This window comes from Rhizobium sp. BT04 (assembly GCF_030053135.1).
GTDB classification, from domain to species: Bacteria; Pseudomonadota; Alphaproteobacteria; order Rhizobiales; family Rhizobiaceae; genus Rhizobium; species Rhizobium binxianense.
On sequence record NZ_CP125652.1, the window covers coordinates 1,510,664 to 1,536,160 of the forward strand.

Consider the following 25,497-nt stretch of genomic DNA (forward strand, 5'->3'; position numbering starts at 1 on the left):
CAATTCGCACTTCAGCGAAATTGCCTGCTCAAATTGCGACAGCGCAGACATGAAAAAGCCCCGGCCGAACCGGGGCTTTCAACACGACAGAAGATGCGATTAGCGCGTCAGGCGTTTATGCGCCTGGCTGCCCGGGTTGAGGGCATCAGGGCCAAGGCGGCGGATCTTGTCCTGTTCATAATCCTCGAAGTTGCCTTCGAACCATTCCACATGGCCCTCGCCTTCGAAAGCCAGAATGTGCGTCGCCAGACGGTCGAGGAACATGCGATCGTGGCTGATGATGATGGCGCAGCCGGCAAACGCTTCCAGCGCGCTTTCGAGCGCACCCAGCGTTTCCGTATCGAGGTCGTTGGTCGGTTCGTCGAGCAGCAGAACGTTGCCGCCGGCCTTCAGCATCTTGGCAAGGTGAACGCGGTTGCGCTGGCCGCCCGAGAGATTGCCGACCTTCTGCTGCTGATCGCCGCCCTTGAAGTTGAAGGCGCCGCAATAGGCCCTGGAGTTCATATCGAACTTGCCGAGCTTGATGACCTCAGCGCCGCCTGAGATTTCCTCCCAAACGGTCTTGCTGCCGTCAAGTGCGTCGCGGCTCTGGTCGACATAACCGAGATGGACCGTCTCACCGATGCGGACGGATCCCGCGTCCGGTTTTTCCTGGCCGGTGATCATCTTGAACAGCGTCGTCTTGCCGGCGCCGTTCGGGCCGATGATGCCGACGATGCCGCCCGGCGGCAGCTTAATCGACAGGTCGTTGATCAGCGTGCGGCCCTCGAAGCCCTTGGTGATGCCCTCCATCTCGATGACCACCTGTCCCAGGCGCTCGCTGACCGGGATGATGATCTGCGCGTCGCCGGGACGCTGCTTTTCGGCGGCCTCCACCAGCTGCTCGTAGGACTTGATACGCGCCTTGGATTTTGCCTGACGGGCCTTCGGGCTGGAAGCGATCCATTCCTGTTCGCGGCTGATCGCCTTTTGACGGCCTGCCTCTTCCCGGTTTTCCTGCTGCATGCGCTTGGCTTTGGCGAGCAGGTAAGCCGAGTAGTTGCCTTCATAGGGAATGCCACGGCCGCGGTCGAGTTCGAGGATCCATCCGGTGACGTTGTCGAGGAAGTAGCGATCGTGGGTGATCATCATCACAGCGCCCGGATAGTCGCGCAGATGCTTTTCGAGCCAGGCAATCGTCTCGGCGTCCAGGTGGTTGGTCGGTTCGTCGAGCAGCAGCAGGTCCGGCTGCGACAGCAGCAGGCGGCAGAGCGCGATCCGGCGGCGCTCACCACCGGACAGGCTGGTAACATCGGCGTCGCGCGGCGGGCAGCGCAAGGCTTCCATCGCCATCTCGACCTGGCTTTCCAGATCCCAGAGGTTCTGGCTGTCGATGATGTCCTGGAGCTTCGCGCCCTCTTCCGCCGTCTCGTCGGAATAGTTCATCATCAGTTCATTGTAGCGCTCGAGCACGGCCGTCTTCGAGGCAACGCCTTCCATGACGTTCTCGAACACCGTCTTGCTGGGATCGAGGTGCGGCTCCTGCTCGAGGTAGCCGACCGTCGCTCCTTCGGCGAGCCAGGCTTCGCCGGTATATTCCTTGTCTTGTCCGGCAATGATGCGCAGCACGGTGGATTTACCGGCGCCATTCGGTCCGAGGATACCGATCTTGGCATCGGGGTAGAAGGAGAGGTGGATATTCTCCAGGATCTTCTTGTTGCCATAGGCCTTGTTGAGGCCGGACATATGATAGATGAACTGACGTGCCATGCTGCGCTGCTCCGGGCGGGAAACTTCGATCGTGCCGCTATGTAGGCGAAACAGCGCCTGCGGGCAACGCCGAAACCCGGTTTACTCAGGATTTCCGGTCAAAAGCCCGCAGCGTCGACGACGCCCTCGTCGCAGCCGAAGGAGGTTTTCCCCGCCCCCTGGATCAGATCGGCAAGGCCAGCACTTTTCGCCGACGCCGCTCCGGCGGCCTCCGAAAGCCCGATCGTCAACCCGCTGACCATCTTGACATTGCCCGCCCGCCGGCAGCTCATCTTGACGCGGTCACCGGCACCCGGCCCGAAGCTCTTGTCGAAAGCCGCCTTGATCGCCTCGGCTTTAACAGGCTTGCCGATATTGGCGGCAAAGAGATCGCGCACGGCCGACGTGTTGAGTGCGCCGAGGAGATGCACGCCGACGCCGAAATAGTCCTCGGCGCTCATTTTCGTGCAGGTGCCGTGCTTTGTCCATTCATGCCGTTCCAGGCCGGATTGCGTGCCGGGCATGGCTTTTGCGAGCGCCGCCTTCGTCTCGGCCGAAAGCGTGACCTCCGGCAATGTGGTCCAGTTGCCGTCCTTGTCGGCGGCCTTCTGCTCGGCACTCACGCCGCAATAATCCTGCCGCATCGGCCAGAGCCCGTGCAGCGAAAAATTCGTCGCATCGGGGCGCTCGCCGGTCTGGCTGGCGCATTCTGCCTTCTTCTGGTTCGTCTGGCAAAAGGCGGGCTGCCAGCTTGCCGCAAGAATAAAACGGGTGCGCCCGCCGGCCTCCTGCGCCACGGCGGCGCCGGCAAGAACCATCGACACGGCGAACGTCAAGGTACGCAACTGCATGCTGCTCATTTCAACCCCCAAAAAAGAACAATACAGGAACAAATAAGCACGAAGATCGCAAGCCCGCAACCCTGAATCGCAACAGCAATGCAATTTGTTATCGGATAACCCCGGAACCGATGTTGCTTTTGGGCGGTGATCTGGTCTGTTGCGGCAAGGAGGACCGACATGTTTTCTGAAACGCAGAGGCTCGCCGTGCCCGGGGCGTCGCTCGCCTATCACCATGCCGAAGCCACAGGCGCGGCCCGCGGCATCCTGTTGATATCGCACGGTCTTGCCGAACATTCGAAACGCTATCGCGCCTTTGCCGAGACGATGGCGGCGCGCGGCTATCACGTCTATGCCCATGATCATCGCGGGCACGGCGAAACCACCGCAGCCGACGCGCCGATCGGCCGCTTCGCCCAACGAGGTGGCGTCGAAAAGGTGATCGGTGACGTCCTTGCCATGCGCGGCCATGCCGCCGCCCGCCATCCCGGCCTGCCGGTGATCCTCTTCGGCCATTCGATGGGCGGCCTGATCGCCCTCAATGCATCCGTCACGGCGCCGGCCGATTTCGATGCCGTCGCCGTCTGGAATTCGAATTTCGCCGTCGGCCTTGCCGGCCGCGCCGCCCAGGCAATCCTGCTTGCCGAGCGCATGCTGAAGGGCTCCGACGTGCCGAGCGGCCTGTTGCCGAAGCTGACCTTCGGCGCCTGGGGAAATGCGATCCCGGGCCGCCGCACCGAGTTCGACTGGTTGTCGCGCCTACCCGGTGAAGTCGATAAATATATCGCCGATCCGCTCTGCGGCTTCGATGCCTCGGTCTCGCTCTGGCTCGATCTCTTCGAACTGACGTTTCGCGCGCCGCAGAAATCCCATCTCGACCGAGTGCCCCGTGATATGCCGATCCATCTGGTCGGCGGCGGAGAGGATCCCGCCACAGAGCGTGGAAAAGCTATCCGCTGGCTGTCAAACCATTTGAAAGCCCAAGGCTTCTCTCGTATCAGCACTCAGATATATCAGGACATGCGGCACGAAACGCTGAATGAGATCGGCGCGGATGCGGCGACCGCGGCCTTTGCGGACTGGTGCGACGGGGCCGCCGCAAGAGCCTGAGCCATAGGGATTCCATCATGAGCAGCTCCTCCTCCCGTACAGTATCGTCCCCCTCCGAAGTGACGACAGGGCTTGCGCTGATGTTTCTATCGGTGATGGTCTCGCCGCTCATCGATATCTTCTCCAAGCTTGCCGTCGTCACCATTCCATCCGCCGAGGTCACCGCCGCCCGCTTCGCCATCCAGGCGCTCTGCATGCTGCCGATCGTGCTGTGGCGGCGCAGCTTTACCGATTTCTCCTGGAGCCAGAGCCTGTTCCATGCCATCCGCGGCGCGATCATCACCGTCTCGATGATCTCCTTCGTTACCACCCTGAAATACATGGCGGTCGCCGACGCGATTGCGATCTTCTTCGTCGAGCCGATCATCGTGACGATCTTCGGCGGCATCTTCCTGAAGGAAACAATCGGCTGGCGGCGCTATACCGCCTGCGGCGTCGGCTTCTTCGGAGCGATGCTGATCATCCAGCCGAGTTTTGAGGAGGTCGGCTATGTCGCGCTTCTGCCCGTCCTCAGCGCGCTCTGCATCGCAATCTTCGTGCTGATGACCCGCGTCCTCTCGCACAGGGAAGACCCCTGGGCGATGCAGTTCCAGATGGGCATCTGGGGCCTGCTCTTTTGCGCCATCCTGCTCTATTTCGGCGAGGGAACCGGTTCCGACCTCCTCGATCCCGTCATGCCGCAGGGCAATGTCTGGTTCTATCTCGCCGGCGTCGGCGCCACGGCCGCAATCGCTGGTATCTTCGGGGTTTATGCCTATCGCGCCGCACCGGCCTCGACGCTGGCGCCGCTGCAATATTTCGAGATCGTATCGGCGACAATCTTCGCCTGGCTGGTCTTCGGCGACTTTCCGAATGCGGTCAAATGGCTCGGCATCATGATCATCATGGCGTCGGGCTTCTACATCCTCTGGCGCGAGCGCCGCTTTGCATCCAGACCCGTATCCGATACATCTGAGGCGACGCTGGCGCCGTAACCGCCTTCCGGAGGAATATGACGGAAACCGTGACGAAAAAGCCGCCGCTTGCCCGCATTCGAGTGATCGAGCTTGCCCGCGTGCTGGCCGGCCCCTGGGCAGGACAGATGCTTGCCGATCTCGGCGCCGACGTCATCAAGGTCGAAAATCCCGATGGCGGCGACGATACCCGCCAATGGGGGCCGCCCTTCGTCGAAGGCGCCGATGGCGAAAATCTCTCGGCCGCCTATTATCACGCCGCCAATCGCGGCAAACGCTCCATCACCGCCGACCTAAAGAGCGAGGAAGGCCAGGATCTCGTCCGCCGGCTCGTCGCCACCGCCGATGTGGTGATCGAGAACTTCAAGCTCGGCGGCCTCGTCAAATATGGACTCGATTACGACAGCCTGCGGAAGGTGAACCCGAAGCTCGTCTATTGCTCGATCACCGGCTTCGGCCAGACCGGCCCTTATGCCGGCCTCGCCGGCTACGACTATATCGTCCAGGGCATATCCGGCTTCATGTCGATCACCGGCGAGCCTGACGGCCAGCCGATGAAGGCGGGCGTCGCGATCGCCGATATCTTCACCGGCATTTATGCCGTCTCGGCAATCGAGGCAGCCCTGATCCACGCGCTGAAAACAGGCGAAGGCCAGCTCATCGATATGGCCCTGCTCGACGTGCAATCGGCAGTCCTCGCCAATCAGAACATGAACTACCTGGTCTCCGGCTCAGCACCGACCCGCCTCGGCAATGCCCATCCCAATATCTCGCCCTATGAGGTCGTGCCGGCGGCTGACGGTTACCTCATCCTCGCGGTCGGAAACGACGGCCAGTTCCGCCGCCTCTGCGCCATCCTCGGCCTGGTGGCGATGTCAGGCGACGAACGCTTTTCCACCAACAGGGCCCGCGTCGCCAATCGCGGCGAGGTGCGCCGCCTCATCTCTACCGAGACGCTGAAATGGCAGAAGGCGGATCTTCTGAAGGCCTGCGAGGAGAATGCGGTCCCATCAGGCGCGATCAACACGATCGAGGAAATGTTCGCCGATCCGCAGGTGCAGGCCCGCGGCCTGCGCATCGACCTTGCGGATGCCGCAGGCACGATGATCCCGGGTGTCAGGACGCCGGTCGTCATGTCCGAGACGCCATTGCGTTACACCAGGCCGAGCCCGCGCCTCGGCGAACACAGGGATGAAATTCTGGCAGAACTCGCCGAGTACGAGAGGGAGGCATCGTCATGAAGAAGAGCGGCGGAGAACTGATCGTCGAGGCGTTGAAGGCGAACGGCGTCAAGCGTCTTTCCTGCGTGCCCGGCGAGAGTTTCCTCGCCGTCCTCGACGCGCTGCGCGACAGCGATATCGACGTCCTCGTCTGCCGCCAGGAGGGCGGGGCGGCGATGATGGCGGATTGCTGGGGCAGGCTGACCGGCGAACCCGGCATCTGCATGGTCACCCGCGGCCCCGGCGCCACCAATGCCTCCGCCGGCCTGCATATATCAAAGCAGGATTCGATCCCGATGATCCTCTTCATCGGCCAGGTGCAGCGCGAAGCACGCGAGCGTGAGGCCTTCCAGGAGGTCGAATTCCGCCGCGCCTTCACCGAATTCGCCAAATGGGTGGGCGAGATCGACGATGCCGCCCGCATTCCCGAGTTCGTCACCCGCGCCTTTGCGATCGCAACCTCCGGCCGCCCCGGCCCTGTGGTGCTGACGCTGCCGGAAGACATGCTGCGCGACGAAGTCGAGGCGCCCCGCGCCAAGCGCTATGTCGGCGTCGAAGCCCACCCCGGCCGCAGCCAGATCGACGATTTCTACCTGCGCCTGCTCAAAGCCGAGCGGCCGATGGTGATCCTCGGCGGCACGCGCTGGGATGCCGATGCCGTCGCCGATTTTGCAATTTTCGCCGAACGTTTCAAATTGCCGGTCGGCTGCTCGTTCCGCCGGCAGATGCTGTTCGACCATCTGCATCCCTGTTATGCCGGCGATGTCGGCATCGGCATCAATCCGGCGCTGGCAAAGGAGATCAGGGAGAGCGACCTGCTGATCCTGCTCGGCAGCCGCATGTCGGAAATGCCCTCCTCGTCCTACACACTGATCGATATCCCCTACCCCCAGCAATCGCTGGTCCACGTCTATCCCGATGCGTCCGAACTCGGCCGTATCTACCGTCCGGATCTTGCGATCTGCGCCGCAGCTGTCGATTTCGTTGAAGCGCTCGCCGATCTGGAAGCGCCGGCCGAGCCGCACTGGGCGGAGCGCACGGAGCGCATGCACCAGGCCTATCTTGCCTGGTCGAAGCCGCCTTCGACAGGTCCGGGCGCCGTCCATATGGGGCCGATCATGGAGTGGCTGGAGGCCAATACCGGGCCAGAGACGATCTTCACCAACGGCGCCGGCAACTATGCCACCTGGGTGCACCGCTTCCATCGTTTCCGCCGCTTCAACACGCAAGCCGCCCCCACCTCTGGCTCGATGGGTTACGGGCTGCCCGCCGCCGTCGCCGCCAAGCGGCTCTTTCCCGAGCGCGAGGTCATCTGCTTTGCCGGCGACGGCTGTTTCCTGATGCATGGCCAGGAATTCGCCACCGCCATCCGCTATGGCCTGCCGATCATCGCGGTCGTCGTCAACAACGGCATTTACGGCACCATCCGCATGCATCAGGAGCGCGAATATCCCGGCCGCGTCAGCAGCACCGATCTGACCAACCCCGATTTCGCAGCCCTTGCCCGCGCCTATGGCGGCCATGGCGAGACGGTGGAAAGGACGGAAGAATTCGCCGCGGCCTTCGAGCGGGCGCGCGCCAGCGGCAAACCCGCGATCATCGAAGTGAAGCTCGATCCGGAAGCGATCACGCCGACACGCACGCTGTCCGAAATCGCGCAAACAAAAAGCCGGTGAGTTCGTGAACTGAACTCACCGGCTTCAACCAGTTTAAAAATGAACGGTTTTTAGTCGATCGCAGCCGTGACGATGAACTCGACCTTGTATTTCGGCGCAGCGAGCTTGGCTTCGCTGGTGGCGCGGGCCGGCGGATTGGCCGGATCGATCCAGCCTTCCCAGACGGCGTTCATCTCGGCGAAATCGGCGATGTCGGAGAGATAGACGATCGTCTGCAGGATCTTCGACTTGCTGCTGCCTGATGCAGCCAGCAGGCGGTCGACTTCGGCAAGCGAGGACTTGCACTGATCAGTGACGCTTTCGCCCTCGCCGACCTGGCCTGCGAGATAGACCGTGTTGCCGTGAATGACGGCGCCGCTCATGCGCGAGCCGATGTCGATACGCTTAATGCTCATTCTAGTCTCCTGAGTGAATGGAAGGTGATGGCGCTGCAGCGCAGCGCCGGAAATCGGCAGCCGGAACGGGACCTAGCTGCGGATATGGTGGGTCTTCTGGTAGATCGCCGTCGAGCGGGCGCCGGAGCGGCAATAGCCGAGCATCGGCCGCGGGAATTCGTCGAGCGCATCGACCATGCCCTGCACCGCTTCCTCGGTCACGCCCATCGGTCCGACAGGCACATGGGCGATCTCGAGACCGAGCTCCTTGGCGCGCGCCTCGATGACGGAGAACGATGTCTGATCAGGGCTCTCATGATCGGGGCGGTGGCAGACGATCGATTTGAACCCGAGCGCCTTGATCTCGTCGAGCTCCTCCAGCGTGATCTGGCCCGAAACCGAATATTCATCGTCGATCTGGCGAATATCCATCGTCTTGTCTCCTCAAAAATCGTGGGCTGAAGGTCTACGACGGAGGTCTGCCAGCGTCAACAACACTTCGCTCACCGAAAGGTAAAGCTCAGCGCATAGCTGCGGCTCTCGCCGGGCGCCAGCATATTGAACTCACCTGCGGCCTGAAGCTCGTCGCGCGATATCCAGCGATGCGAAACCGGCTCGATGCCGATGATATGGGCCGGCGCCTTCTGGTTTCGCCACACCTGCAGATAAGGCAGCGTGTCGGCGCGGAAGCGCACACGCAGCGTCCTGCCGCCGATTGCGGCGATTGGTCCGAGGCGGACCTCCGCGAAACCCTCCTCCGTCGCCGGCGCCGCAACGCAGAAGATGCCGCCTGGCTCCTCGCCGAACGCCCAGGGGAAACCGCCATTCTCCAGCATCCGACCTTCGAGCCGCGTGCCCTCGTCCAGCCATTTGCCGCCAGTGTTGATGTGGTACATCAGGAAGGTCGGCACCGTCTGGTCGCTGGTATTGACCACCCGGTCATCGAGCCGCACTTCGCCGGTCGCCCCGTCGATGCGCCACAGCCGCTCGATGCGCTGCGGCAGTCCCTCGACGGTGGTGATGTCGATATCGGCACGGCATTCGGCATTGCCGTTCTCGAATTTCGTCCACAGCACCTTTGCCGCATGGCCGGAGGCCGATCCGTGCAGCGGGTAGACCTTGCCGTCGGCCCGGCCGGCGATCGGCTGGCGATGGCGGATATGGTCCGGCCCGCAAGTGAAGAGGAAGCCTTCGAGCGAATGATCGATTCGCGGATCGCCGTCGTCGGGAATGGCGCGCTTCGGCGCAATATCGATGCCTTCGATGATGCATCCGCCGATATCCAGCACCGATGTTTCATCGAGCATCAGGCGCGGCCCGCTTGCGGCGGCAAATTCGATCATCGCGGTCTCCTCAAGAGATTATAGCCGTCGTAGCGTTAGGTTTCGCACCGTCTTTCGTCAATTAGCGCCGCCGCCATCTGGTGTTTTTGCCGCAAGTGTGGAGTTTGCGGAACCGACACAGAGACGCAAACGTTTATGAGTAAAAGGAAATCTTAGTGATTTTCATATTTTGTTCAGCACGCTTTCATAAATTCCACACTAGCGTCAAAATTCGCAGGTGTGTGTCTGCCAGTCACTGTTCGAGGTTTTCAGACGTGAATCGCTTTTTGAAGTCGGCATTTTCGCTTGCGGCCGTGCTGGCGGCCATTGCGGCTGCAGCGCCGGAGGCGGGCGCACAGCAGTTCCGCGACCGCCGCCAGAGCGATGTCGTGCTGGTGACGCCGAGCGGCGAAATCCTCGATTATGTCCCGCGCGGCTATATTTACGCCCGCGACCGCAGCGGCAACCGCGTGCTGATCGACGACTACGGCAACGTCGTCGCCACCGAGATGCGCGCCCGCGGCTACTATCCGCCGCGGCCCGGCCCGCGCGATGTCTATGCCGACCAGAACGGCAACGATCCCTATTATGCCGACGACAATACCTATGGCGACACGCGTTACTCCGAGCGCGGTGCGGTCACCGGCGGCATTCCGCGCGATGCGGCGATCGAACGCCAGCCGCTCGGCGACCAGCCCTATCCCGAGGATAACAGCATCGGCAATCCGCAGCCGAACGACGACTACGCCTCGATCGATCCCGACCAGCAGATCCCGCCTGCCGACGCGCCGAAGGCAGCACCCGATGAACCCGTCATCACGCTGAAGAACAAGTCGAAGCCCGAGATCGTCGCACTGCAGGTCTTCCTTGATCGCGCCGGCATCTCTCCCGGCGTCATCGACGGCCATATGGGCTCGAACGTCACCAAGGGCATCTATGCCTATGACCAGATGACTGGGTCGAAGCTCGATCCCAACGACACCGATGCCATTCTGGAAGAGCTGCGCATGAACGGCGGCCTGCCCGTCGTCAGCTACACGATCACGCCGGCCGATGCCGCCGGTCCCTTCGTCGCCCAGATCCCGGAAGATTATTCGCAGAAGGCGCTGCTGCCCTCGCTAGCCTATACCTCGACCACCGAAATGCTGGCCGAACGCTTCCACATGGATGAGGCTTTCCTCAAGGAGATGAACCCCGGCGCCGATTTCAGCGTTCCCGGCACCGTCATCAAGGTCGTCAATCCCGGCGAGCCGAAAAGCGGTGAAGTCGCCCGCATCATCGCCGACAAGGGCCGCAAGCAGGTCTTCGCCTATGACGGCGCCGGCAATCTCCTCGCCGCCTATCCGGCATCGATCGGCTCCACCGACACCCCCTCTCCGTCGGGCTTGGTGAATGTCGAGCGTGTCGCCCTCAATCCCGGTTACACCTATAACCCGAAGATCAATTTCCAGCAGGGTGCCAACGACAAGATCCTCAACATCCCGCCCGGACCGAACGGCCCCGTCGGCACCGTCTGGATGGCGCTTTCGAAGCCTACCTACGGCATCCATGGCACGCCCGAGCCTTCTAAGATCGGCCGCACCCAGAGCCACGGCTGCATCCGCCTGACCAACTGGGATGCGACCGAGCTGGCCAAGATGGTTAAGCCGGGCGTGACGGTCGAATTCGTCGACTGACCGCAGTAACGCGTCGTCAGGCGGATTGCCCCTGACACAGCCAAGCCACGTCCGCTTTTTGACACAACAATCTAGCGGCGGCCGCAGCGGCAGTTCAAATTTGCTCTCCCTTTTTCAAAGTTTGGAACCTGAAAGCGCGCAAAAAGCTATCAAATCTGTAGATTTCATCTCCTGACATTTAGGAGGTCGTATGAAATCGTTTGTTCGCTTGGCTTTGAGCGTGTTCGCGGGTTTGGTTGCAATGGGCACGGCACAGGCTGCCGATGTCTCGGAAATTCGCGTGGACTGGGCAACCTATAACCCGGTCAGCCTCATTCTGAAGGATGAAGGCATCCTGGAAAAGGAATTCGAAAAGGACGGGATCAAGATAACCTGGGTCCAGTCCGCAGGCTCCAACAAAGCCCTGGAATTCCTGAATGCCGGCTCCCTCGACTTCGGCTCGACCGCGGGTGCGGCGGCATTGATCGGCCGCGTCAACGGCAATCCAATCAAATCCATCTACGTGTATTCGCGTCCGGAATGGACCGCGCTCGTAACCCGCAAGGATACCGGCATTGCCAAGGTCGAGGACCTCAAGGGCAAGTCCATCGCCGTGACGCGCGGCACCGATCCCCACATTTTCCTGGTACGCGCGCTTGCCGATGCCGGCCTCACCGAAAAAGATGTTTCGCTTGTTCTGCTCCAGCATGCGGACGGCCGCCTTGCGCTGAAGCGCGGTGACGTCGATGCTTGGGCGGGCCTCGATCCGATCATGGCCTCCGCCGAGATCGAAGATGGCGATGTTCTGTTTTATCGCAAGCCGGAGAACAACAGCTGGGGCGTTCTCAACGTGCGCGAGGAGTTTGCCGCCGCGCATCCTGACATCGTCAAACGCGTGCTTGCCTCCTACGAGAAGGCCCGCACTGAGGCTCTGAAAGATCCGGCCAAGCTCAAAGCCGCCCTCGTTGCCGCCACCAAACTGCCCGATACCGTGATTGAGCGCCAGCTGGAGCGCACGAACCTCGGCTATTCCGTGATCGGCGACGCCCAGCGCCAGACGATCGAAGCCGCAGGCCTTGCTCTGCAAAAGGCGGATGTCATCAAGGCGGATGTCGATGTCAAAACAGTTGTCTCCGCGCTGATCGATCCAAGCTTCGCCTCCGCCGCCCTCGGCCAATGAAGCGATAGGAAACACATTCCCATGTCGTTGGTCGACATCGCGCTGTCATGGCGCAATACCGAAACAGAAAGGGAGACCCGGCAGCGCCGGGTCTCGCCTTTCGATCACCCGATCGTCGGGATCGTGTTTCCAATCGCATTGTTTGCCGCCTGGGAGATCCTCGTGCGCACGGGGCTTGTCGGCGGCCGCTTGATGCCTCCGCCCTCGAAGATTCTCTATACGGTCTATGCGCTGGCCGCATCCGGCGATCTGGCTACCCATGTCGGTGCGACACTGCGCAGAGTGGCGATCGGTTTTGCCTTCGGCTCCCTGGCGGGAACCGCGCTCGGGGCGCTGACCGGCTCTTCCAAATTGCTCGCACGCCTGCTCGATCCGAGCCTGCAGGCCCTCAGAGCCATTCCGTCTATTGCCTGGGTGCCGCTATTCATCCTGTGGTTCGGCATTTTCGAAGCCTCCAAAGTCGCCTTGATCGGCGTCGGCGTCTTCTTTCCCGTCTATCTCGGGGTCTATGGCGCCGTCGTCGGCGTCGACAGGCGCATCGTCGAGGTCGGCCGCGTCTTCCGGCTTTCCGGGTTCGAGCTCATTCGTCTGATCCTGCTGCCGGCAGTTCTGCCCGACTATATCCTTGCCCTGCGCGCCGGCTTGGGTCTCGGTTGGATGTTTGTCGTCGCGGCGGAATTTATGGGCGCGTCGGAGGGCCTGGGATATCTCCTGGTGGACGGGCAGCAGCTCGGAAAACCGGATCAGATCCTCGCCGCTATCTTGATCTTTGCCATTGTCGGCAAGGCGACCGACAGCCTGCTTCTAATTGCGACCGCGCCGTTTCTGCGCTGGCGCGACAACCATGCGAGCGGGATCTGATGCTCGATATCCGTTCTCTATCCAAGATCTATCCCAACGGAACGCATGCGCTGCAGGATTTTTCCCTGAGCATCGGAAAGGGCGAGCTGATCGCAGTCATTGGAGGATCGGGCTGCGGCAAGAGCACTCTTCTGAGGCTGTTGTCGGGCTTGGAAGCGCCCACCCAGGGCGAAATCAGCCTGGAGGGACGGCGGCTGACGGAGCCGGACGCCCTCGTGAACCTCGTCTTCCAGGAGCCTCGGCTCTTTCCCTGGTTGACGGTCGCCGACAATATCGGTTTCGGCCTGCGTCATCTGGCAAGCGGCGAACGCGAAGAGCAGGTATCGGCTGCTCTGGAGAAGATCGGCCTTGCCGGCTACGAGAAGCGCTGGATCAAGGAACTATCCGGCGGGCAGGCGCAACGCGTGGCCTTGGCGCGCGCGCTCGTGACGAAGCCGGCCGTGCTTTTATTGGACGAGCCTTTCTCGGCCCTCGATGCGATGACGCGTGTCGAACTCCAGGATCATCTAATCGATCTATGGCGTGTGAATACCACGACGATGCTGCTGGTCACGCACGACATCGAAGAGGCCGCGTTTCTGGCAGATCGCGTCGTCGTGATGCGCCCCTGGCCGGGACGCATTCTGGAAGTGGTCGATATAGGCCTGCCGCGGCAACGCAATCGTATGTCGGACGAATTGGCCGGAGTCAAAAGGCGTCTTTCCGGCCTTCTGGCTCATTCCCTCAATGATGGCCGCCGCACGGCAAGCGCCTAAAAACGAAATGCGTCGCGGGCGAACGGGCGCACTCGTTTGAGGATACGGGATATGTCAGGCCGCCGTCGCCATCCGCGCCGATGCGGTCAGCCTGACCGGCAGCTTGCGCATCATCTCCTCGGCAAAACAGGTGGCGTTTTCACGCGCCTTATCGAGATTGCTGACGCGCGTCGAGTCGATCGTGTGCAGCGTGCCGCCACAGTCGAAGATGTCGCGGAAAGCGGAGCGTTCGATAATGGCGGTATCAAGCACCGGCACATGCCGCTCGCTGAGCAGCGACTTGACGACTTGCAGCGCCCGCGTCGTCACCATCGAGTTGACGCGGGTCAGCACCACCGAATGGCCGATCTTGATCCCGGCCTTCTCGTCGAGATACTGCAGCAGTTCGAGCACCTGCGCGCCGCCGCGCGCATCCATCGCACAGCCCTGGATCGGGATCAGCACATGGTCGGAAAGACCGACGGCGGTGGCGAGCAGCGGATTGCGGGCGCCCGGCAGGTCGACGATGAAATAGTCGGTATTGTGCTTGTTCTCGCTGATATGCTGCGGCAGCGAGGCGGTGGTCACGAAATCGATCACCGAAACATTAGGCACGTGACCCGATATCTCGTGCCAACGTGAAATCCAGTGCTGCGGATCGGCATCGAGAATGGTGACGCGATAGCCCTTGCGGGCAAGCTCGGTTGCGAGCAGGAGGACAGCCGTCGTCTTGCCGGCGCCGCCCTTGGTATTTGCGAATGTGATAACAGGCATGTTCGGTCCTCGGAAGGAGATGGTGCGAGCCGGAATTGCTCTTTTACGCACCCTCGGAGCATCGTGCGGTTAATCCATCCTTTCTAATCATGGTTAACAAATTCGAAACACGCGCGGCGAAATTGCAGCCGGTATTTTTCACATCCCTAAAATTTGGGATACGGACGGTACAAAAAAGCCTGGAAAACCGAGGTCTTCCAGGCCAATTTGCAAGTCCGGTCTTATGCCGTCAGAAGCAATCCCTGAAAAGCGCCTTGGTATTTTCGAGCGTCAGTGCGACCGGATTGCCGCCCGCACTCGGGTCCTCGATCGCCATGGCCGACAATTCATCGATGCGATCGTCCGCGATTCCCATTGCCGACAGCGTTTCCGGCACCCCGAGCTCGGAACGGAGCTTCAGCACGTAGTCGTAGAATCCGTCGAAACCGCCTGAGATGCCGAGATAGGCGGCAGCGCGGCCGATCTTCTCCTCGATTGCCTTGCGGTTGAAGCGCAGCACCGCCGGCATCACCACCGCATTGGTCATGCCGTGATGGGTGTTGTAGACGGCGCCGATCGGGTGCGACAGCGCATGGATGGCGCCGAGCCCCTTCTGGAAAGCGACCGCACCCATGGCGGCAGCGGCCATCATATTGGCGCGGGCTTCGAGATCGGTGCCTTCCCTATAGGCGCGCGGCAGGAATTCCTTGACGAGGCGCATGCCTTCGAGCGCAATGCCGGCCGACATCGGATGGTAGAAGGGTGAGGAATAGGCTTCCAGGCAATGAGCGAAGGCATCCATGCCCGTGCCGGCCGTGATGATCTTCGGCATGCCGACCGTTAGTTCCGGGTCGGAGATGACGACGCCGGGCAGGAACTTCGGATGGAAGATGATCTTCTTCACATGGGTTTCGGAATTGGTGATGACGCTGGCGCGCCCGACTTCCGAACCGGTGCCTGCCGTCGTCGGCACGGCGACGATCGGGGCGATGCCCTCAAGGCTCGCGCGCGTCCACCAGTCGCCGATATCTTCGAAATCCCAGACCGGCCGGGTCTGGCCGGCCATGAAGGCGACGCACTTGCCGAGATCGAGGCCAGAGCCGCCGCCGAAGGCGACGACGCCGTCATGGCCGCCGTCCTTGAAAGCCTTGACGCCGGCATCGAGGTTCTTCTCGTTCGGGTTCGGATCGACGTCGGCGAAGATCGCCCGGCCGAGACCGGCATCTTCGAGGATATCGAGTGCGGTCTTGGTGATCGCCATCGAGGCAAGGCCGCGGTCGGTGACGAGCAGCGGCTTTTTGATGCCCAGGCTCTTGCAGGCGTCGGCCAGTTCCTTGATGCGGCCCCGGCCGAGCTTGACCGATGTCGGATAGCTCCAGTTTGCGGTGATGTTGCTGCTGCTCATGCTGTGACTTTCTTCAGATGGAAGGATTTCGGACGCGTCAGATTCTGGAAGCCGATGATCGAGAGCGAGCCGCCGCGGCCGGTCTCCTTCACACCGGTCCAGCAGAGCGCCGGATCAAGATAATCAGCGCGGTTCATGAAAACGGTGCCGGTTTCGATTTCGCGGCCAAGCCGCGCTGCCCGCTCGACATCTTTGGTCCAGAGCGAGGCGGTGAGCCCGTACTGGCTGTCGTTCATCAAAGCGAGTGCCTCTTCGTCGCTCTTCACCTTCATGATGCCGACCGCCGGGCCGAAAGTCTCTTCGCGCATGAAGGCCATGGAATGGTCGACATTGACGAGAACCTGCGGTGCGAGATAGGCGCCGCCGTCATCCTGAGGGAAAAGCTTGGGATCGACAAGCGCCTTGGCGCCCTTGGAAACCGCGTCGGCGATCTGCTCGCGCACCACTTTGGCGAAGCGCTTGTGCGCCATCGGCCCGAGCGACGTCTCGGGATCGAGCGGATTGCCGAGCTTGTAGTTCGACACCCATGCGACCGATTTTTCGACGAAGGCGTCGTAGAGCGATTCATGCACATAGATGCGCTCGATGCCGCAGCAGCATTGGCCGGAATTGTAGGTCGCGCCGTCCATCAGCGTATCGACGGCCGCCTCGAGATCGGCGTCTTCCATGACATAACCCGGATCCTTGCCGCCAAGTTCGAGGCCGAGGCCGGTGAAGGTGCCGGCAGCCGCCCGCTCCATCGACCGCCCGCCTTCGACCGATCCGGTGAAGTTGACGAAATTGAAGCTGCCGACGGCAATCAAGGCCGACGTCGTCTCGTGATCGAGGAAGACGTTCTGGAACACATCCTCGGGAACGCCGGCCTCGATGAAGGCCTGCACCAGCCGCTCGCCGACAACAAGCGTCTGCGACGCATGTTTCAGCACCACTGTATTGCCGGCCATCAGCGCCGGCGCGATCGTGTTGATCGCCGTCATATAGGGATAGTTCCAGGGTGCTACGACGAAGACGACGCCATGCGCCTCGCGCTCGATGCGGCGTTCGAAACGCTCGCTCTCCTCGACGACGAGAGGCGCCAGCGCGTCCGCCGCGATCGAGGCGACATAGTTGGAGCGCTCGTTGAAGCCTTTGTATTCGCCGCCATACCTGACCGGCCGGCCCATCTGCCAGGCAAGCTCAGGCACGACGACGTCGGACATCTCGTTCAGCCGCGCAGCACCCTTCAGCACCAACTGCACGCGCTCTTCGAGCGGCCGTTTCGCCCAGGCCTTCTGCGCCTTGCGGGCACGCGCCACCACATCTTTGGCGGCATCGAGCGAAAGTGCCGGACGCTCGGCATAGACCGAGCCGTCAACCGGTGAAATGCATTGGATCATTGCCATGATCGATTTCCTGTCCTCGTATTATTCAAAATTTGGTGGGCGACCGCCCCTCATCCGCCTGCCGGCACCTTCTCCCCGCTCGCGGGGCGAAGGGGATTTGCCGCACCTTTTCCGCACTCTCAAGCGATCCGTGCGGCAAATCCCCTCTCCCCGTCAGCGGGGGTCCGTAGGACGGGTCGAGACCAGTGGCTCGACCCCGGCGAGGTTAGGGTGAAGGGCAAGCAAACCGCAAATGCCTATTAAGCTCTTTCAAACCCGCGCGCTACTTCCCAGTCGGTGATGCGGCGATCATATTCTTCCTGCTCCCATTCGGCAGCGCGGGTGTAATGGTCGATCACGTCGTCGCCGAAGGCCTTGCGCAGCATTGCCGATTCCGTCATTGCGGTCGTCGCCGCGCGCAGCGTGCGCGGGATTTCGCGAATATCCTTGCCGCCATACGCATCGCCGACGAAGGGAGCTTCGAGTTCCAGCTTGTTCTCGATCCCGTCGATGCCGGCTGCGAGCAGCGCGGCGAAGGCGAGATAGGGATTGAGATCGGAGCCGCCGACACGGCATTCGATGCGGATTCCCTTGGTCTCCTCGCCGCAGAGACGATAGCCGGCGGTGCGGTTATCCTTGCTCCAGATCGCCTTTGTCGGCGCAAAGGTGCCGGCCATGAAGCGCTTGTAGGAATTGATGTAGGGCGCCAGGAAATAGGTGATCTCGCTCGCATGGGAAAGAAGCCCGGCGACGTAATTGTGCATCAGCGGCGACATGCCGTATTTGCCGGCATGGTCGAAGAACAGCGGCTTTTCCTCCAGGCTCCAGAGCGACTGGTGGATATGCGAGGAACTGCCGGCGGCATTGTAGTTCCACTTGGCAAGGAAGGTGATGGCCTTGCCCTTCGACCAGGCGATTTCCTTGCAGCCGTTCTTGATGATCGCATGCCGGTCGGCCATGGCGAGCGCATCGGCATAACGCACGTTGATTTCCTCCTGGCCGGCCGAAGCCTCGCCCTTGGAGTTCTCGACCGGAATGCCGGCGCCCTGCAACCCGGTGCGGATCGCCCGCATAACCTCTTCTTCCTTGGTGGTCTGGAAGATGTGGTAGTCCTCGTTATAGGCGCTGGCGAGCTTGAGGTTGCGGTAGCCGGAAGCCTGCGCCGCCTCGTAGCTCTGGTCGAACAGGAAGAATTCGAGCTCGGAAGCCATGTAGGCCTTCATGCCCAAGTCTTCCAGGCGCTTTACCTGCTTCTTCAAGATCGCGCGCGGCGAATGGGCGACCTCCTCATGCGTGTGATGGTCGAGCACGTCGCAGAGGACGAGCGCGGTGCCTTCGAGCCAGGGAATGCGACGCAGCGTCGCCAGATCCGGCTTCATCGTGTAGTCGCCGTAACCCTTTTCCCAACTCGTCGCCTTGTAGCCGGAGACGGTCTCCATCTCCATGTCGGTCGCTTGCAGATAGTTGCAGCTATGCGTTTCCTTCCAGGCGCTCTCGACAAAATATTCCGCCTGGAAACGCTTGCCCATCAGCCGGCCCTGCATATCCACCTGGCAGGCTAGAACCGTATCGATGCGCCCTTCGGCAACATCCTTCCTGAGATCGTCGATTGTGTAGCTGCTGCTCATGATTGATCCGCCTGAAATTTGGAATTGAGAGATCGGGGCAACGAAATCGCATGCGCTCGGCCGGATGATGGCCTGATGCCTTTTCGTTGAACCGGTGATGGGGCCGCAGGATGCGGCCCCGCCATTTGAGAGGGAAGCCTCGATGCTTACTTTTCGCCGCTCTCGCCGACCGCCGCTTCGGCCGCCGCGATCTCGGCCTGGCGCTTTGCCACATCGGCGCCGATCGGCGGACCCTTGAAGCGCCGGCTTTCGAAACCGAACCAGACGATCGCGGTCAGCAAGAGGAAGCCAACGGTAACGTAAAGCGCAGCACCGTTCGGCGGCTGGATGCCGAGAATGAAGATCAGGATCATCGCGATCACAGTCAGCACGGCAAAGAGCTTGAAGACGCCTTCGCCGAGGTTCCACGGGCCCATCTTGTCCCATTTCGATGTGCCCCAGGCGAAGAGGCCGAGCGTGATCGGGATCGCGAAGGAGAAGAACAGGAAGATGACCGTGCACGAGACAACGATCGTGTAAACCGGCGTGTCACCGACTTTCATGAAATCGAGTGAGGTGAACCAAACAAAAAGCACCGACAGGATGGAGCCGGTCCAGATCGCAGCCACCGGCGTGCGATACTGCGGGCTGACCTTCGACAGCGCCTTCGATGCCGGCAAGCCGCCGTCCCGCGAGAAGGCGAAGATCATGCGCGAGACCGAGGTGACGGTGGCAAGGCCGCACAGCCACTGGCTGACCAGGATGGCGAGGTAGAGAATGTCCTTGACGATCGGGTTGACCTGGCTGTCCATCGCCCAAAAGAACACGTTCCATCCCTGTTTTGCAGCGTCGTCCATGTTCGGCAGCATGAGGACGAAGGCGCACAGCATGATGTAGCCGAAAAGCGCCGACCACAGGACGGACGCGACCATGCCGCGCGGCACCGACTCCGCGGCCTTCACGGTTTCTTCCGACGTATGCGCCGAGGCATCGTAGCCGGTGATGGTGTAGATCGGCAGCAGCAGGCCGACGAGGAAGACCCAGGCGCCCGAAGTGGATGGCCAGACATTGCCGCCGGCTTCGCCGGAATAGTTGGCAAAGGTGAAGAGACGGCTGATCTCGTAAGAGGGCGCTGCAATCAGGCAGACGGCCGCCAGCGCGATCGAGGTCGCGAAGATCAAATAGCCTGAAAAGTCGGTCAGCTTCGCGGTCAGCCCGATACCCATATGGTTCACGAGCGCCTGCGCGCCGGTGATGATGACGAGGAAGACGATGCGCACCAACGTCGTGTCCGTCAGCCCGAAATAGCTGGTGCCGAACGATCCCATGAAGAAATAATAGGTACCGACATTGATGGCGCCGAGCACGGTGACGAGACCGAGCAGGTTGAACCAGGCGGTCAGCCAGCCGGTGAAGCGATTGCCGAGGATCGAACCCCAGTGATAGAGGCCGCCGGCCGTCGGATAGGCCGAACTGATCTGCGCCATGGCGACGGCGAAGACGAGTGAGATGAAGCATCCCACGGGCCAGCCGATACCGATGGCGGCTCCGCCGGCGCCCGAGGTCGCCTGCGCCAGCGAATTGATGCCACCGGAAAGAATGCAGATGATGGAGAATGAGACGGCGAAGTTCGAGAACGAGCTCATGCGTCGTTCGAGTTCCTGGGCATAGCCCATGGAATGCAGGATGTGCACATCCTGCTTCTTATCAAGTTCGGTATAGTCCGACATGACTTCCCCCTGTTCACGATCGGCCGCGGGATTGCGTGCCGGTTCAGTGCCAAATTGTCCGCGACATTTGCGCCATGCGGACGTTCGCAGTTAGACTGCTCCCTCGGGTCTTCTTTTTATTCAGGCGTCCAGGCTTTGCTGGAGCAGCCCTTTTAGATAATCGGCCATGACCCCTTGGCCGATATCGTCTGCGATGAGGTCGTTGCGGACCTCGATCATCACATTGCGCAAGCCGTTCGAAAGCCCGTGCAGGATCAGCGTGTGGGTCACGCCATCCTTGGGCCCGTAAGGCTCGTTGCGTTCCGTCCGGTAAAGCGGCGCCTCGGCCGCAGCGTCGAGCATGCGGTCGGCAAACCGGCTATCCTCGTCGTGCAATATGCCGAGTTCGACGCCGCGCTGGTGGCCGTGATAGACCGGCGTGAAGCTGTGCATCGTCACGATGACACTGTCCTGCCCCCTCGCCCGGCGATCGCCGATCAGCCCGCGAATGGCATCGTGGAAAGGCACGTAGAGTGCGTCCGTGCGTGCAAGGCGCTCTTTGTCGGTCAGATCCTTGTTGCCCGGAATGGCGTAGATCTCGCTCGTCTCCGGCATGGCGCCTGGCGAACTCGGAGGACGGTTGCAGTCGTAGATCAGCCGGGAGAAACGCTGATAGACAAGTGTGGCGTCGAGCGCTTTGGAGATGCCGCGCGCAACCGCTAAGGCCCCCGGATCCCAGGCGATATGGCTCGATAGCGCTTCGCTGGACAGGCCGAGATCACCGAACCGGGCAGGAAGCGTGTTCGAAGCGTGCTCGCAGACGAGCAGCACCGGGCTGCGGCCGCCAATACGCTCGATCCCGACGCATTCGCCGTCGGCTTCGCTGAGGATTTTCGGCTGGGCCAGCACCAAAGGCGCCACTCCTATCCCTTAATAAAATATTTATAAGAAAAGAATTCTTCAGCTTTCGGCCGCTGTCAAGCATCCGCTGAAAGTTTCTTTTCATGACAGCAGTTGACATGGATTATGACAGCGTTGTTAACTTTGGGTGGGAAAGTGGCGCTAGACCATCCCGGGGAGCAAAGTCAGTGACAACTGCGTCGAAGACGGTTTCGGACGTCATCCACTCGCATCTTGGGGTGCTGACACGCGCCGAGAAGCAATTGGCGGAAAGCCTTCTCGACAATTATCCGGTTTCCGGCCTCGGCAGCATCACCACCATCGCCGAAAATGCCGGCGTCTCGACGCCGACCGTCGTGCGCATGGTGCAGAAGCTCGGCTTCAAGGGCTATCCCGATTTTCAGGCGCATCTGCATCAGGAGGTCGAGGCGACGATCTCCAACCCGATCGCCAAGCACGATCGCTGGGCGCAGAACGCGCCGGGCACGCATATCCTCAACCGTTTCGCCGATGCCATCATGGGCAACCTGCGCCAGACGTTAACCGATCTCGACACCGCGACCTTCGACAACGTCGCCGCGCTGCTGTCGGACCGCAAGCGCGGCCTCTATTTCGCCGGCGGCCGCATCACCGGCGCGCTCGCCGAGTACTTCTTCACCCATATGCAGGTGATCCGGCCGGCAACGACGCTGCTGTCGTCGAATTCCAGCAGTTGGCCGCAATATGTCCTCAACATGAATGCCGGCGACGTCCTGATCATCTTCGATATCCGCCGCTACGAACAGGAGATGGTGAGCCTTGCCACCGCCGCCCGCAAGCGCGGCGCAGAAATCGTGGTGTTCACCGACCAGTGGGGCTCGCCTGCCGCCAAGCTCGCCAAGCATGCCTTCCGCGTCCGCATCGAGGCGCCGTCCGCCTGGGATTCTTCCGTCGTCACCCTCTTCATCGTCGAAGCGCTGATCGAGGCTGTTCAGAATTCGACCTGGGACGAGACGAAGGAGCGCATGAAGACGCTGGAAGGCCTGTTCGAGCAGACCAAGCTTTTCCGCAAACCGGGTTAGGAGGGCGGCTAAAACAAAGGAAAAACAATGACGGCTTTTCGCGAAAACCGATGGCGCTGTCGCAAATAAACCATCCGTCGCAAACGCTTGCCATTCATGGCAAAATTAACGTCATCCAAGTGTCACACAAGCTTCATGCAAGCTCATTAACAGCATCGCAAGACACTGAAACCCGAAGGAGAACAACAGTGATCTCTAACATTTCTCGACTGCTTTCACTTTCTACTGCGATGATCGTGGCTTCGACCGCGATTGCCGCTGCTGAGCCGAGCGCTGAACTTATCGCTGCCGCCAAGAAGGAAGGCACCCTCACGACGATCGCTCTTCCGCACGACTGGTGCGGCTATGGCGACGTCATTGCCGGCTTCAAGGCCAAGTATGGCCTCGAAGTCAACGAACTGAACCCCGATGCGGGTTCGGGCGACGAAGTCGAAGCCATCAAGGCCAACAAGGGTAACACCGGTCCGCAGGCTCCTGACGTCATCGACGTCGGCCTCTCCTTCGGCCCCTCTGCAAAGAAAGACGGCCTGATCCAGCCTTACAAGGTCTCCACCTGGGATTCGATCCCGGACACCGCAAAGGATGCCGATGGCTTCTGGTACGGTGACTACTACGGCGTTCTCTCGTTCCTCGTGAACAAGGATCTCGTCAAGCAGTCGCCGGCCGACTGGGCCGATCTGAAGAAGAGCGACTACGCAAACACCGTCGCCCTCGCGGGCGACCCGCGCACTGCCAACCAGGCTGTCCAGGGCGTTTACGCTGCTGGTCTTTCCGCTTCCGGCGGTAACGCAGCCAAGGCAGGCGAAGAAGGTCTGAAGTTCTTCGCTGAACTGAACAAGAACGGCAACTTCGTACCGGTCGTCGGCAAGGCCGCTCCGTTCGCACAGGGCTCCACGCCGATCATCGTCGCCTGGGACTACAATGCTCTCTCCTGGGGTCAAAGCCTGAAGGGCAACCCTCCGTTTGAGGTCATCGTTCCGAAGACCGGCGTCGTTGCCGGCGTCTACGTCCAGGCTATCTCCGCCTTCGCTCCGCACCCGAACGCTGCCAAGCTCTGGATGGAATACCTCTATTCCGACGAAGGTCAGCTCGGCTGGCTGAAGGGCTATTGCCACCCGATCCGCTTCAACGATCTTGCCAAGAAGAACAAGATCCCGAAGGACCTGCTCGACAAGCTGCCGCCGGCAGCAGCCTATGAAAAGGCTGTCTTCCCGACGCTCGAAGAACAGGCTGCCGGCAAGGAAGCCATCACCAAGAACTGGGATTCCGTCGTCGGCGCCGCCGTCAAGTAATCTCCGATCCAGCCTCCCCGCCCAAAAGGCGGGGAGGCTTTCTCACTCCGACGCCCCAGGATGAGCTTTTCCATGAGCACCGTGTCAACGCCTATGGTGAGCAGCGCCCCCTTGATCAACCGAGACCGTGTGATCGACTGGCTGGGCATTGCACCCTTCATCATTTTCTCCCTGCTGTTCCTGATCATCCCCACGCTTTATCTTGTGGCGGGCGCATTCCTGACGCCCGAGGGCGACCTTACGCTGAAGAACATCGGCGATCTCTTTACCCCATCGATCATAAGCGCTTACTGGATCAGTATCCGCGTCTCGGTCGCCTCCGCCCTTGGCGGCGCGCTGATCGGCTTCTTTCTCGCCTGGGCCGTCGTGCTCGGCGGCCTGCCCGCCTCCGTGCGCTCGACGCTGCTGACCTTCTCCGGCGTCGCCTCGAATTTCGCCGGCGTGCCACTTGCCTTCGCCTTTCTGGCAACGCTCGGCCGCACCGGCCTCGTGACATTCCTCCTCCGCGAATGGTTCGGCTTCAATCTCTACGGCACCGGTTTCAACCTGCTGTCCTTCTTCGGCCTCACCATCACCTACATGTATTTCCAGATCCCGCTGATGGTGCTGATCCTGACGCCGGCGCTTGATGGCATGAAGAAGGAATGGCGCGAAGCCTCGCAGATATTAGGCGCCACCAACCGCCAATACTGGACGATGGTCGCAATGCCGATCCTCTGGCCGAGCCTGCTCGGCACGACGCTGCTGCTCTTCGCCAATGCCTTCGGCGCCATAGCCACCGCCTTTGCGTTGACCGGCAGCTCGCTGAATATCGTGCCGATCCTGCTCTATGCGCAGATCCGCGGCGACGTCCTGCACAATGCCAACCTTGGCTACGCCATCGCGCTCGGCATGATCGTCATCACGGGCGTCTCCAACATCCTTTACCTCATGCTGCGCATGCGCGCCGAACGGTGGCAGAAATGAAAGCTCAACGTCTCGGAGCCTGGATCGCCGTCGTTCTGGGCGCATCCTATTTCGTCATTCCGTTGATCGGCACGATCGAGTTTTCGCTGCGCATGCGCCGCGGAGAATACAGCTTCGATGCCTATGAATCGGTCTTCTCGGACATTCAGTTCCGCGAGACCTTCGGCTATTCCATGCTGATGGCGTTGCTGACCATCGTCTTCGGCATGCTGCTCGTCGTGCCGACGGCCTATTGGGTGCGGCTGCGCCTGCCGCAGATGCGCCCCGTCGTCGAGTTCATTACGCTGCTGCCGCTCGTCATTCCGGCGATCGTCATCGTCTTCGGTTACCTCAGGATGTACAACTCGTCGTCCTATCTGCCGCTGACGGGTTCGACGACCGGCACCAACATCCTACTGGTCTTCTCCTATATCACGCTGTCGCTGCCCTACATGTACCGCGCCGTCGATACCGCCATGCGCGCCATCGACGTCCGCACCCTGACGGAAGCGGCCGAGAGCCTCGGCGCCCGCTGGACGACCATCCTGTTCAAGTGCATTTTCCCGAACGTCATGAGCGGCGTGCTGTCGGGCGCCTTCATCACGCTCGCGATCGTCATGGGCGAATTCACCTTCGCCGCACTGCTCAACCGTCCGGCCTTCGGTCCCTACCTGCAGCTGGTCGGCGCCAACAAGGCCTATGAGCCTTCGGCGCTCGCCGTCATCGCCTTCTCGATCACCTGGCTCAGCATGGGCCTGCTCAATCTCGTTTCCCGCTTCGGCAAAGCCGCCCCGGCAAAGGCTTAAGGTATC

23 protein-coding genes are annotated in these 25,497 nt (G+C 61.3%); 12 read left to right on the forward strand and 11 right to left on the reverse strand.

Annotation, left to right across the window (positions count from 1 at the left end):
- Positions 1-99: 99 nt before the first annotated feature.
- Together ettA and QMO82_RS15990 are read right to left on the reverse strand one after the other, a co-directional pair.
- Positions 100-1,749, reverse strand: a complete 1,650-nt coding sequence (ettA, locus tag QMO82_RS15985) for an energy-dependent translational throttle protein EttA (RefSeq protein ID WP_183608165.1) — start codon at positions 1,747-1,749, stop codon at positions 100-102.
- Positions 1,750-1,847: 98 nt separating this feature from the next.
- Complete coding sequence (locus QMO82_RS15990; RefSeq protein WP_183608164.1) at positions 1,848-2,588, reverse strand: ribonuclease; 741 nt, start codon at positions 2,586-2,588, stop codon at positions 1,848-1,850.
- 159 nt (positions 2,589-2,747) lie between these two features.
- On the opposite strand from QMO82_RS15990, the gene QMO82_RS15995 reads away from it, so the two are divergent.
- Genes QMO82_RS15995 through QMO82_RS16010 form a run of 4 tightly spaced genes read left to right on the forward strand, consistent with a single transcriptional unit; the run spans position 2,748 to position 7,526 of the window.
- Positions 2,748-3,677: an alpha/beta fold hydrolase gene (locus QMO82_RS15995; protein WP_183608163.1), complete on the forward strand. Its 930-nt coding sequence runs from the start codon at positions 2,748-2,750 to the stop codon at positions 3,675-3,677.
- Positions 3,678-3,694: 17 nt separating this feature from the next.
- Positions 3,695-4,651 (forward strand): DMT family transporter, encoded by a 957-nt coding sequence (locus QMO82_RS16000; RefSeq protein ID WP_183608162.1) that lies wholly within the window; start codon positions 3,695-3,697, stop codon positions 4,649-4,651.
- 17 nt (positions 4,652-4,668) lie between these two features.
- Positions 4,669-5,871 carry a CaiB/BaiF CoA-transferase family protein gene (locus QMO82_RS16005; RefSeq protein ID WP_183608161.1) on the forward strand — a complete coding sequence of 401 codons (1,203 nt, stop codon included), beginning with the start codon at positions 4,669-4,671 and terminating at the stop codon, positions 5,869-5,871.
- Positions 5,868-7,526, forward strand: a complete 1,659-nt coding sequence (locus QMO82_RS16010) for a thiamine pyrophosphate-binding protein (RefSeq protein ID WP_183608160.1) — start codon at positions 5,868-5,870, stop codon at positions 7,524-7,526. The genes QMO82_RS16005 and QMO82_RS16010 overlap by 4 nt, the downstream gene beginning before the upstream one ends.
- A gap of 50 nt (positions 7,527-7,576) precedes the next feature.
- On the opposite strand, the gene QMO82_RS16015 is transcribed toward QMO82_RS16010, so the two are convergent.
- The 3 genes from QMO82_RS16015 to QMO82_RS16025 form a co-directional block, all read right to left on the reverse strand.
- Positions 7,577-7,921: a RidA family protein gene (locus QMO82_RS16015; protein ID WP_183608159.1), complete on the reverse strand. Its 345-nt coding sequence runs from the start codon at positions 7,919-7,921 to the stop codon at positions 7,577-7,579.
- A gap of 72 nt (positions 7,922-7,993) precedes the next feature.
- A complete protein-coding gene (locus tag QMO82_RS16020) occupies positions 7,994-8,332 on the reverse strand; it encodes a TIGR01244 family sulfur transferase (RefSeq protein ID WP_138330492.1) in 339 nt (112 codons plus the stop codon).
- Between the two features lie 71 nt (positions 8,333-8,403).
- On the reverse strand, positions 8,404-9,243 hold the full coding sequence (locus QMO82_RS16025; protein WP_183608158.1) for a DUF4432 family protein: 840 nt from the start codon (positions 9,241-9,243) through the stop codon (positions 8,404-8,406).
- Between the two features lie 254 nt (positions 9,244-9,497).
- Here QMO82_RS16025 and QMO82_RS16030 point away from each other — a divergent pair, with 254 nt between their 5' ends.
- The 4 genes from QMO82_RS16030 to QMO82_RS16045 all read left to right on the forward strand — a co-directional run bounded on the left by QMO82_RS16030 (position 9,498) and on the right by QMO82_RS16045 (position 13,673).
- Positions 9,498-10,898, forward strand: coding sequence for a L,D-transpeptidase (locus QMO82_RS16030; protein ID WP_183608157.1), 1,401 nt, complete (start codon positions 9,498-9,500; stop codon positions 10,896-10,898).
- A gap of 190 nt (positions 10,899-11,088) precedes the next feature.
- Positions 11,089-12,057: an aliphatic sulfonate ABC transporter substrate-binding protein gene (locus QMO82_RS16035; RefSeq protein ID WP_183608156.1), complete on the forward strand. Its 969-nt coding sequence runs from the start codon at positions 11,089-11,091 to the stop codon at positions 12,055-12,057.
- A gap of 21 nt (positions 12,058-12,078) precedes the next feature.
- A complete protein-coding gene (locus tag QMO82_RS16040) occupies positions 12,079-12,918 on the forward strand; it encodes an ABC transporter permease (protein WP_183608155.1) in 840 nt (279 codons plus the stop codon).
- Positions 12,918-13,673 carry an ABC transporter ATP-binding protein gene (locus tag QMO82_RS16045; protein ID WP_183608154.1) on the forward strand — a complete coding sequence of 252 codons (756 nt, stop codon included), beginning with the start codon at positions 12,918-12,920 and terminating at the stop codon, positions 13,671-13,673. Before QMO82_RS16040 ends, QMO82_RS16045 begins: the two co-directional genes overlap by 1 nt.
- A 54-nt stretch (positions 13,674-13,727) precedes the next feature.
- Here the strand turns inward: QMO82_RS16045 and QMO82_RS16050 are convergent, their stop codons facing one another.
- The 6 genes from QMO82_RS16050 to QMO82_RS16075 all read right to left on the reverse strand — a co-directional run bounded on the left by QMO82_RS16050 (position 13,728) and on the right by QMO82_RS16075 (position 21,399).
- Positions 13,728-14,426, reverse strand: a complete 699-nt coding sequence (locus QMO82_RS16050) for a ParA family protein (RefSeq protein WP_183608153.1) — start codon at positions 14,424-14,426, stop codon at positions 13,728-13,730.
- Positions 14,427-14,655: 229 nt separating this feature from the next.
- Entirely contained in the window at positions 14,656-15,810 is a 1,155-nt protein-coding gene (locus QMO82_RS16055) for an iron-containing alcohol dehydrogenase (RefSeq protein WP_183608152.1), read from the reverse strand.
- The gene (locus tag QMO82_RS16060; protein WP_183608151.1) at positions 15,807-17,192 is read right to left on the reverse strand and encodes an aldehyde dehydrogenase family protein; all 1,386 of its coding nucleotides are present in this window, start codon (positions 17,190-17,192) and stop codon (positions 15,807-15,809) included. The genes QMO82_RS16055 and QMO82_RS16060 overlap by 4 nt, the downstream gene beginning before the upstream one ends.
- 239 nt (positions 17,193-17,431) lie before the next feature.
- A complete protein-coding gene (locus tag QMO82_RS16065; protein ID WP_183608150.1) occupies positions 17,432-18,799 on the reverse strand; it encodes a glutamine synthetase family protein in 1,368 nt (455 codons plus the stop codon).
- A gap of 146 nt (positions 18,800-18,945) precedes the next feature.
- The gene (locus QMO82_RS16070; RefSeq protein WP_183608149.1) at positions 18,946-20,508 is read right to left on the reverse strand and encodes an amino acid permease; all 1,563 of its coding nucleotides are present in this window, start codon (positions 20,506-20,508) and stop codon (positions 18,946-18,948) included.
- A gap of 120 nt (positions 20,509-20,628) precedes the next feature.
- Positions 20,629-21,399 (reverse strand): N-formylglutamate amidohydrolase, encoded by a 771-nt coding sequence (locus tag QMO82_RS16075; RefSeq protein ID WP_183608148.1) that lies wholly within the window; start codon positions 21,397-21,399, stop codon positions 20,629-20,631.
- Positions 21,400-21,575: 176 nt separating this feature from the next.
- On the opposite strand from QMO82_RS16075, the gene QMO82_RS16080 reads away from it, so the two are divergent.
- The 4 genes from QMO82_RS16080 (at position 21,576) to QMO82_RS16095 (ending at position 25,491) form a co-directional block, all read left to right on the forward strand.
- A complete protein-coding gene (locus QMO82_RS16080) occupies positions 21,576-22,448 on the forward strand; it encodes a MurR/RpiR family transcriptional regulator (RefSeq protein ID WP_183608147.1) in 873 nt (290 codons plus the stop codon).
- A 188-nt stretch (positions 22,449-22,636) separates the two neighbouring features.
- Entirely contained in the window at positions 22,637-23,740 is a 1,104-nt protein-coding gene (locus QMO82_RS16085; RefSeq protein ID WP_183608146.1) for an ABC transporter substrate-binding protein, read from the forward strand.
- Positions 23,741-23,812: 72 nt separating this feature from the next.
- Positions 23,813-24,706 (forward strand): ABC transporter permease subunit, encoded by an 894-nt coding sequence (locus QMO82_RS16090; RefSeq protein ID WP_183608145.1) that lies wholly within the window; start codon positions 23,813-23,815, stop codon positions 24,704-24,706.
- Complete coding sequence (locus QMO82_RS16095) at positions 24,703-25,491, forward strand: ABC transporter permease (RefSeq protein WP_183608144.1); 789 nt, start codon at positions 24,703-24,705, stop codon at positions 25,489-25,491. The genes QMO82_RS16090 and QMO82_RS16095 overlap by 4 nt, the downstream gene beginning before the upstream one ends.
- The last annotated feature ends 6 nt before the right edge of the window (positions 25,492-25,497 follow it).